The sequence below is a fragment of the Gordonia otitidis NBRC 100426 genome (genome assembly GCF_000248075.1).
Classification (GTDB): Bacteria; Actinomycetota; Actinomycetes; order Mycobacteriales; family Mycobacteriaceae; genus Gordonia; species Gordonia otitidis.
Genome location: NZ_BAFB01000088.1, coordinates 1 through 8,982, shown reverse-complemented (window position 1 = coordinate 8,982; position 8,982 = coordinate 1). Strand labels below are relative to the sequence as shown.

Below are 8,982 nucleotides of genomic sequence, written 5' to 3'. Positions count from 1 at the left end.
TGGCTGGTCACCTTGTTCGCAGTGTTCGGCGACACCTTGGCGATCGATGCAAGCGTCGCGTTGTCGGAGGCATTACCCGCGGCGATGGCGCCGGCCATCCGGGCGGCGGTGATACCTCTTCTCCCGGTGAACAATTCGTACAGCGGCGGATAGCGCGGCGAGGGCGTGTTGTCGGCCAGCTTCTCTCCGTGCGCAATGGTGCGCAGCGCGGCGACGAGGGGACCGAACCCGTCAGCCTTGGCGACCACACCCCAGACGTCTGAGCGCAATCGCGCTTCCTCCAGGTGATCGGTCTCCATCGAGTGCCCCTGGGTTGCCAGCAGGACCGGCGCAAGCCGGTCCGCCTGCCCGAGGCCGTCGAGCACGTCGAGGCCGTCGAACGTCCACTCGGCGTCAGGGCGGTTGAAGATGAGGTCGGCGGAGACGACGTCGAATCTGACTCGCCCGAACACGCTACGGACGAACTCGTCTCGGTCGTGTGCGACCACTACCGTCGCAGACTCGATCGTCGCTCGAATCGGCTCAGCCACCACATCTCCGAGCGGAGACGCGATCAGGATGCGCATGCCTTCCACGGCACTCCTCGTTCGTTCACACCTTCATGCGTAATCACGTGCACATGTGATCAGTTCGTGCGTGATTTAGTACTACGCTCGGTCAATTGGGCGTTTTCGCGCGCCATTGCCACACCGCAATGTCATCACAAGTGATGACTTGCGCGCGCGTCGGGGGCACGATTTCACCTAACCGGTGAGACCGGCCGCATCACGTCAGATTCGCGCTTCCGTCAGGGCAGCGCGCATTACCCGGGGAGAACCATGACCGTCGACTTCGTCAGAGAGATCGACAATCCGACGCCTGTTCTGAAAACAGTCGCCACTGCAGTCATCATCGCCGAGCACGACGTCATCGACTCCGCGCTCGCGGTGTTCGTCGAAGACGCAGGCCTACACGCAGTCATCATCGACCTCGATCACGCCACCGACTCCCTCGGCGGCCTGGACTCCCCCGCCATCACGATCGTCCGTTCACAGCGCCGTATCGCGCAGGTCCGATCCATTCGCGCGCTGAACGGCTGCATGATCGGAACCGTAGGCGTACCGGTGTCGGACCCGCGCACCGTCGACATCACCGATCCGGGACACGCGCTCGACGTGCTGACGGGGCTGGCCGGCCGGTCGGAGCCGGGTCATCCTCGGATTCCCCGCGTCCACGTCACCGAACGGGAGCGGGAGGTCCTCACCGCGTACGTCCTCGGCGCAACGCTGCGCGAAACGGCACGCCGCTTCTTCATCGCAGAGAGCACCGCCCGCGAGCATTACCGCCGGGTGCGGCAGCGCTACCTCGACGCAGGGCGGCCCGTCGCCAACAAGGCGGAACTGCTGCTTGCCCTCATCGCCGACGGCTGGGTGCGGCCGGAACAACTCTGAGCCGTCGGCACGTGCTGGGCGCTGACGAACGCTGGACACGTCACGCAGGTCAGTAGGCTTGGACCATGCGTGTGCAGCGGTGGGTGGCAACCGGACCGGGCGGTCTCGACGACTTCGCCTTCATCGACGATCAACTGCACCCACCCGGGCCGGGCGAGGTGAGCATCGAGGTCCTGGCCGCAGGGGTCAATCCGGCAGACCTGAAGCACGCGCAGGCAGCGTCGAGTTTTCCCGTCCCGATCGGTTACGAGGTGGCGGGCGTTGTCGCAGCGCTCGGTCCCGCAACCGAGATCGCCTCCGGCTCAGCAGCTCCCGGCGACGACGTGCTCGCCTTCCGGGTGTACGGCGGGTACGCGACCGCACTGACGGTGCCCGCGGAGAAGGTGTTCGCCAAGCCGTCGACGGTCGGCTTCCCCGAGGCCGCGAACCTCTTGCTGGCCGGGACGACGGCGGCAGACATGCTCAGGGCAGCGCGTGCGGTGACCGGCGAGACCATCCTGCTGCACGGGGCGTCGGGTGCGGTGGGCGTGGCGGTCCTGCAACTCGCACGCCTACGCGGGATCACCGTGATCGGCACGGCCAGCCGTCATGGTTTCGAGCGGGTCGCCGCATTCGGCGGTCTCCCAGTCGAATACGGGCCGGGACTGACCGACCGCGTCCGTGCTGCTGCCCCCGATGGCATCGCAGCAGCACTCGACGCCGCGGGCACCGACGAAGCCGTCGACACATCGGAAGAGTTGGTGGCCGACCGATCACGCATCGTCACCATCGTGGCGCGCGACCGTGCTCAGCGCGACGGGTTCGTCGCGCTCGGGGGAACACAGCCCGAGAGCGCCGCCTACCGCGACTCCGTACGCGCGGACCTGATCGCACACGCGGCAGCGGGTGATCTCGTCGTGCCGATCGCGCAGACCTTCCATCTGTCGCAGGCGCGCACCGCGCTGGAATTGGTTTCCGGCGGCCACACGGGCGGGAAGGTCGCGCTCACGGTGTAGTGATCGCGGCTCCCGTGATCGCGGAGCCGCAGACGTGACACAGTGAAAGACGTGCTGCTGCCCTACCTCGTACCCGCTGCTCCCGATGTTCCCGACGTGGTGACCGTCGGCGACGACGCACTCTCGCGCGAAGATCTCGTCGGTGCTGCGACTGCCGTCGCCGAGCGCATCCGCGGCGCCCGCACACTCGCAGTCCTCGCTCATCCGACGATCGAGACCGTGCTCGCCGTGGTCGGCGGTCTGATCGCGGGTGTGCCGATCGTGCCGGTTCCACCGGATTCGGGGCCCCGCGAACTGGACCACATCCTGACCGATTCCGGCGCACAGGCGTGGCTCGGAGCCGCACCCGAGTCGACGACGCTGCCGGGCATCCCGATCCGACGTTTCGCCCGGTCGTGGCACTCGCATCCCGAACCGCCCGGCGAGTCGACCGCGCTGATCCTCTACACGTCGGGAACCACCGGACTTCCGAAGGGCGTCCCCATCACTCGGCGCGCCATCGCAGCCGGACTCGACGCTCTCGCCGACGCCTGGGCCTGGACTGCCGACGACGTACTCGCCCACGGCCTCCCGCTGTTCCACGTCCACGGACTGATTCTGGGAGTACTCGGGCCCCTGCGACGCGGCGGTCGCCTCATCCACACCGTGAAGCCGACACCTGCCGGTTACGCCGCAGCCGCTGCCGCTGGTGCGTCGATGTTCTTCGGCGTGCCGACCGTGTGGACGCGGATCGGCTCCGATCCCGCAGCAGCTCAACGGCTCTCGTCCGCGCGACTGCTCGTCTCGGGCAGCGCCCCGCTGCCGGTGCCGGTGTTCGAACGAATCCGAGACCTGACCGGACACGAGATCGTCGAACGGTACGGCATGACCGAGACCATGATCACCGTGTCGACCCGGTTCGACGGCGAGCGTCGACCCGGCTGGGTGGGACTTCCGCTGCGCGGCGTCGAGACACGGCTACGGAGCGCTGAGATCGATTCCGGCACAACCGACCTACCCCACGACGGTGAGACCGTCGGGGATCTGCACGTTCGCGGACCGATGGTGGGGACCGGGTACCTCAATCGGCCGGAAGCGACTGCGGAGAGTTGGCTCGACGACGGCTGGTTCGCAACCGGCGATGTCGCGGTCATCGATCCCGACGGCATGCACCGGATCGTCGGGCGGGCATCCACCGATCTGATCAAGTCGGGCGGTTTCCGTGTTGGCGCCGGCGAGATCGAGACGGTGCTGCTCGGGCATCCCGCCGTCGACGAGGTCGCCGTGATCGGTGTGGCCGACGACGACCTCGGGCAACGAATCGTCGCCTACGTGGTCGGCGATGCTGTGCCAGACGACGAACTCATCGAACTGGTGGCCGCCGAGTTGTCACATCACAAACGGCCCAGGGAGATCCGGCGCGTCGATGGCCTTCCCCGCAACGCGATGGGCAAGGTTCAGAAGAAACTGCTCGGCAACTGAGAGGAGTTCGTCGGCGATGTTCTGTCACATCGTGGCTGCGTTGGCGCTCGATTCTTCGGACCGCACGCGGTCGATGGCGACGACAAGCGAGATGATCATCGCCTCCAGCGCGTCGTCGGCGATGTCGACCTCGTAGGTGTCTCCCCAGCTCAACAGTTTCCGATGGATGCGCGCCACCTCGTGGTTCGCGCGGAACACCGAGAAGTTCATGTCCCACCAGTCGCCCGAGACGCTCAGCGCAGCGCCGTCGACCGAGTACTTCGGCTTGAAGAAGCTGAACTCCTTGCGGATCGTGGCGACCAGCCCGACGCCCTCCATCTCGACGGTGAACCGTGGCAGAAAGCTGAACACCGTCTTCGTGATCTGCGCGACCGGTACATCCGACGCCGTGGTGACGGTGAACCGTTTCGGAATCTGCATGAAGCTCCCGCGCACGAAGTAGCGGGGCTGCTGTAGTTCGTCGAACACCGTGAACTTCTCGCCGACAGAAAAGACCTTCTGCTTGATGAAGAGCCGCGACACGATCACCCTCCGTACCGTTTACTCCACCATACTGACGCTGCGGTACGCCCAGTCGACGGCGCACAGCGCACACCCGACACCACAAAGCGCCCAGTCGACACCGTGGACGGGACGACTGGGCGCTGGTGTACGTCGAGTGTGCGCTGCTCAGTGCGCTCCGACGGGGGCATGCCCGAGGAACTCGAGGATCGACTGGCGCCTGCGCTGGTACTCCTCGGTGAACTGGGCCTGCGAGTCGCGCGGATTCTCGATGGTGATCACGTCGGCGACGCTCGCCGGTCGGTGGGTCAGGAGTACGACCCGGTCGGCGAGGAGCAGGGCCTCGTCGACGTCGTGCGTGACGAACAGGATGGTCATGCGCGTCTGCTCCCAGACCGAGATCAGCAGTTGCTGCATGTCGAGCCTGGTCTGTGCGTCGAGGGCGCCGAACGGCTCGTCCATCAGCATGACCAACGGATCGCAGGCGAGTGTGCGTGCGAGTTGCACGCGCTGGCGCATGCCGCCGGACAGGTGGCTCGGCAGATGGTCGAGGTAAGCGCTCAGGCCGACCTGGTCGAGGTACTTCGCGGCCTCCCGCTTCGACTCCGAGCGTCCCAGTCCGCGCAACCGCAGCGGGAACTGCACGTTCTTGGCCGCGGTACGCCACGGGAAGAGCGCGTCCTCCTGGAAGACCATCGCGCAGTGGGCGTCGTTGCCGGTGACGGGTCGTCCGTTGACGGTCGCCTCGCCGCCCATCGGGGTGAGGAGCCCGGCGAGGGCGCGCAGGATGGTCGACTTGCCGCAGCCCGACGGCCCCAGGAAGACGACGACCTCACCGGGCTCGATGTCGAGCGTGATGTTGGCGGCCACCTTGCCGTCGAAACCGAGTTGGAGTCGATCGAGGTTCACCGCGGCGCCGGGACCGTCGTTGCTCACGGGGATGTCACTGGTGAACCGAGCCTGGATGGCTGCGGCGCGGGTGGCGGCCGAGCGGCGTCGTGTTTCAGTGTTGTGTGCCATGGGATTGCGCTTCCTGTGTGGTGGCTTGTGTTCGGGAGTGTGGCTGCGGGATTCAGTGCTGGTGATTCAGTGCTTAGCGCGCGGCAGCCAGTGGTTGATGCGGCGGCCGATCATCTCGACGATCCATGCGGTGATCAGACCGAGGGCCCCGATGGAGAGCATGCCGACGACGACTCCCGCGTAGTCGAGCAGCCCGTAGGCCTGCCATGTGTAGTAGCCGATGCCGAACTGCCCGGAGATCATCTCGGCACTGACCACGCAGATCCAGGCGACGCCCATCGCGACCGACAGACCCGAGAAGATGCCTGGCAGGGCACCCGGCAGGACGACCTGCCGCAGGATCGTCGTACGGCTGGCCCCCATGGTGTACGCCGCTTCCTCCCACACCTTGGGCAGCGAGTCCATCGCGTGGATGGTGCTGACGAGCACGGGGAAGAATGCCGCGAAGAAGGTGATGAAGACGATGCCCTGTTCGCTCGACGGAAAGAGCAGGATCGTCAGCGGCACGAGTGCGATGGCCGGGATCGGGCGGACGATCTCGATGAACGGGCGCAACGTCTTTCGGGCGATCTCGGAGCGGCCGATCAGCATGCCGAGGGCGACGCCGACGACCGCGGCCAGCGCGAAGCCGAGCAGGATGCGCTGCAGACTGGCCAGCAGATCCTCGTAGTACGCGCTCGAACCGAGCCGCTCGCCGAAGCTGTCGAGGACGGCGCCCGGGGTCGGCATCCGGTTGAAACGCAACCAGGCGACGACCTGATTCTCGGTGAGCAGGTACCAGACGGCGATGAACGCGGCGATGGGGATGAGTGGCAGGAGGATCGAGGCGGCGAGCTTGCGGGCTCGCACGGCGTCGACGATGCTGCGCCGGCCTGTCGGCGGCTCGACCGGGACCGAGGGCGACGCGGACGCCGGACGTGACGTGTTGTCCTCGTCGCTGGCAGATCGTGTTGTGGTGGGGGCTGAGGATGCCATGGTGTGGGTTCCTTCCTGGAGGTGTGGGCGCTCGGTGCGTGCGCGGTCAGTCGGTGGTGGTGGACTGCGACACCGCGGTCCGATAGTCGACGGGAGTGGTCCCGGGGTGGCTGCGCTGGTAGTCAGCTGCGCCGGCCTGGGTGGCGAAGGGCAGATAGCGGGCGGTGACCGGTGCTGCCGGATCGACCAGCCACGTCGCGTGGTCGGCGAACAGCTTGGTGCCGGTCACGGCGTCGGGGACGTAGACGGCACGCGGTGTGCGCGACGTCGTGTCGGCGACTCGGCGTAGCAGGCAGCTCGGCGTGGCGGCCGGCACCGTGTGGTCGTCGCCGGAGAACCACACCTCGGAGGCCGTTGCCGGGTCGCCGACCGGAAGCCTGCAGAGCTCGTCGGTGCCGGTGAGCGGCGTCGGGTTGGCCAGGTTGTCGCGGTGGGCGGTGTACGACGCTCCGAGCGTGTGACGAACGGCCGACTCGTTGATGAATCCGTCGATGTCGAAGTCCTTCGTCACGGACTTCCGCTTGACCAGGAACTTCTTGACCTGCTGCAGGGATTCGCGGAACTGCTGTTTGATCGGCAGGTCGAAGGAGACGAGACCGTTGGGCCCGTTGTAGAGGTAGGCGACCTCGGGTTCGATGCCGGTGATCTTGCTGAGGCGTTGGGCCGCCTGCAGAGGCTGTGTGCGCAGGTAGTCGTTGGTCTTCGACATCGCCGTCACGAACGCCGAGATCACTTCGGGGTGGGCGCCGGCGAACTGCTTGCGGGTGACGACGCCGTGGAAGGTCGGGACTCCGTTGTCGCCGCCGTCGTAGAGCAACCGGCCTTGGTTGCGGAAGACGACGAGCTGTGGCCACGGAACGAACTGGGCGAGGGCGTCGACCTGCCCACCTTCGATGGCCGCCGCACCGATCGAGGGATCCTGGTTGACCACGTGCACGTCGTCGGACGACATGCCCGCCTTCTGCAGCGCGGTGGAGAACATTCCGTCGCCCGCCGAGCCGAGGCTGGTAGACACGCTCTCACCCTTGAGGTCTGCCAGCGTCGTGGCCTTCGACGAGTTCGGTACCACAACCTGGTTGAGCGAACCGCGCAGGTTGTATCCGGTGGTGGCGACGAACTCCGTCGCGGCGTCGTCGTACTTGCGGGTCTTGGAGCCGTTGGTCAGCAACGGGTAGTCGCCCATCGACCCGATGTCGACGTGGGTCGCGATCATCGCCGCGGTCAGCGGGGCGCCGGAGGAGAAGTCTTGCCAGACGACGCGATACTTGGTCCCGGTCTTCTTGCCGGCGTCGGAGAGAGCCTTCTCGAACTCCCCGCGGTCGCGCATGAGGGTGCCTGCATTGACGGTGTTGATGGTCTTGGACTGGTAACCGACATTGACGGTGACCGTGTCGCCGCCGACCACGCCGCAGCCGGAGAGCATGCCCGACAGGGCAGCGCCGACGGTGACTGCGGCGACCGTCAGGCGACCGCGACTACGGACTCGGGAAGCCGATGCGGTACTGCTGCGGCCTTGCGAAGTGGTGCTCTTGGACATGCATCAAGACTCTGAGGATTCTGTTACAACCGGGCGACTCACCATTGCACCTCGGTTAAGCCACCAGGTCAGCGAGTTGCGCCGCTACGTCAACCCGGATGGCAGGCATCGCTGTTTCCCCGAACCCGTTGGTACACAGTTCATCTCGCATCAATGTCGAATCCATACGTGAGCGGGTGTTCGCCGGTTACGCAGGCGGACAACACGATTACGCAGGGGGTTGAGTTGGCGCGGAGACGTGTTCCTGCGCGAGAGTGGAGAGGTGCCCGAGAATGACATGAGCGAGAGTTCCGACCAGCCGTCGCACGAACCGGATTATCGATTCACGCTGGCAAACGAGCGCACGTTCCTGGCGTGGCAGCGGACCGCCCTCGGACTCCTCGCGGCCGCTGTCGCAGCGCTGCAGTTCCTACCGGATCCGACCCATCCCGCGTTTCGGTACGGGCTTGGTCTGTCGCTCGGGGTTCTCGCCGTCATCGTCTCTGCGGGCGGCATGCGCCGCTGGTGGGCCAACGACCACGCGATCCGCCGCGACCGCCCACTGCCGAAAACGCCGCTCATCGCGATCCTCGGTATCGCGCTGGTGGTCATCGGAGTCGTCGCGGTCGTCACCGCTCTGATCTTCGCGTTGGTATGACCGACCCCGAGTCCGGCACCGACCCCGACTACGGAGCCGACGGTGGCCTACAAGCCGAGCGCACCGATCTCTCGTGGAGCAGGACTTCGATCGCCATCATCGTCAACGGCCTGCTGGTGGCCGGCCGCGACGTGCTGCGTCCAGAATCGTCGCCGACGCCGCTGGTCTACGCGCTGGCGGGTGTCGCAGCCGCAGCCGCCCTCGTGGTGGCCGTGATCGGCCGACGACGCCGTCGCGCACTCTCCGAGCGAACCGTGCCCCTGCACCGGGCCGACACCGTTGCCATGACGACGACAGGCGCCGCGGTGATGGTCACGATCATCGTGCTCATCACCGCGGCGCTGTTGTGAGCCCGCCGGTGGTTGGATTCAGTTGGACGGATCCGGCACGCTGAGCCGACCGTGTAGCAGCGCCGACGAGTCGTTG

At 66.5% G+C, this 8,982-nt stretch carries 10 protein-coding genes; 5 read left to right on the top strand and 5 right to left on the bottom strand.

The window, feature by feature from the left end:
- Positions 1-566: hypothetical protein (locus GOOTI_RS08685; RefSeq protein WP_039993787.1), on the bottom strand; the 566-nt coding region annotated here is incomplete at its 3' end.
- 252 nt (positions 567-818) lie between these two features.
- Here GOOTI_RS08685 and GOOTI_RS08680 point away from each other — a divergent pair.
- The 3 genes from GOOTI_RS08680 (at position 819) to GOOTI_RS08670 (ending at position 3,886) form a co-directional block, all read left to right on the top strand.
- On the top strand, positions 819-1,430 hold the full coding sequence (locus GOOTI_RS08680) for a helix-turn-helix transcriptional regulator (RefSeq protein WP_007238201.1): 612 nt from the start codon (positions 819-821) through the stop codon (positions 1,428-1,430).
- A 65-nt stretch (positions 1,431-1,495) separates the two neighbouring features.
- The gene (locus tag GOOTI_RS08675; protein ID WP_007238200.1) at positions 1,496-2,425 is read left to right on the top strand and encodes a quinone oxidoreductase family protein; all 930 of its coding nucleotides are present in this window, start codon (positions 1,496-1,498) and stop codon (positions 2,423-2,425) included.
- A 51-nt stretch (positions 2,426-2,476) separates the two neighbouring features.
- Entirely contained in the window at positions 2,477-3,886 is a 1,410-nt protein-coding gene (locus GOOTI_RS08670; protein ID WP_039993792.1) for an acyl-CoA synthetase, read from the top strand.
- A 24-nt stretch (positions 3,887-3,910) separates the two neighbouring features.
- Here the strand turns inward: GOOTI_RS08670 and GOOTI_RS08665 are convergent, their stop codons facing one another.
- The 4 genes from GOOTI_RS08665 to GOOTI_RS08650 form a co-directional block, all read right to left on the bottom strand.
- Positions 3,911-4,408 carry an LURP-one-related/scramblase family protein gene (locus GOOTI_RS08665; protein ID WP_039993791.1) on the bottom strand — a complete coding sequence of 166 codons (498 nt, stop codon included), beginning with the start codon at positions 4,406-4,408 and terminating at the stop codon, positions 3,911-3,913.
- Between the two features lie 147 nt (positions 4,409-4,555).
- The gene (locus tag GOOTI_RS08660) at positions 4,556-5,407 is read right to left on the bottom strand and encodes an ABC transporter ATP-binding protein (protein ID WP_007238197.1); all 852 of its coding nucleotides are present in this window, start codon (positions 5,405-5,407) and stop codon (positions 4,556-4,558) included.
- A gap of 66 nt (positions 5,408-5,473) precedes the next feature.
- A complete protein-coding gene (locus GOOTI_RS08655) occupies positions 5,474-6,382 on the bottom strand; it encodes an ABC transporter permease (RefSeq protein WP_007238196.1) in 909 nt (302 codons plus the stop codon).
- A 46-nt stretch (positions 6,383-6,428) separates the two neighbouring features.
- Positions 6,429-7,919 carry an ABC transporter substrate-binding protein gene (locus tag GOOTI_RS08650; RefSeq protein ID WP_007238195.1) on the bottom strand — a complete coding sequence of 497 codons (1,491 nt, stop codon included), beginning with the start codon at positions 7,917-7,919 and terminating at the stop codon, positions 6,429-6,431.
- A gap of 277 nt (positions 7,920-8,196) precedes the next feature.
- Between GOOTI_RS08650 and GOOTI_RS08645 the strand changes: the two genes are divergently transcribed.
- Both GOOTI_RS08645 and GOOTI_RS08640 read left to right on the top strand, forming a co-directional pair.
- Positions 8,197-8,556, top strand: coding sequence for a YidH family protein (locus GOOTI_RS08645; protein ID WP_039993788.1), 360 nt, complete (start codon positions 8,197-8,199; stop codon positions 8,554-8,556).
- A complete protein-coding gene (locus GOOTI_RS08640; protein WP_007238193.1) occupies positions 8,553-8,906 on the top strand; it encodes a DUF202 domain-containing protein in 354 nt (117 codons plus the stop codon). Before GOOTI_RS08645 ends, GOOTI_RS08640 begins: the two co-directional genes overlap by 4 nt.
- The last annotated feature ends 76 nt before the right edge of the window (positions 8,907-8,982 follow it).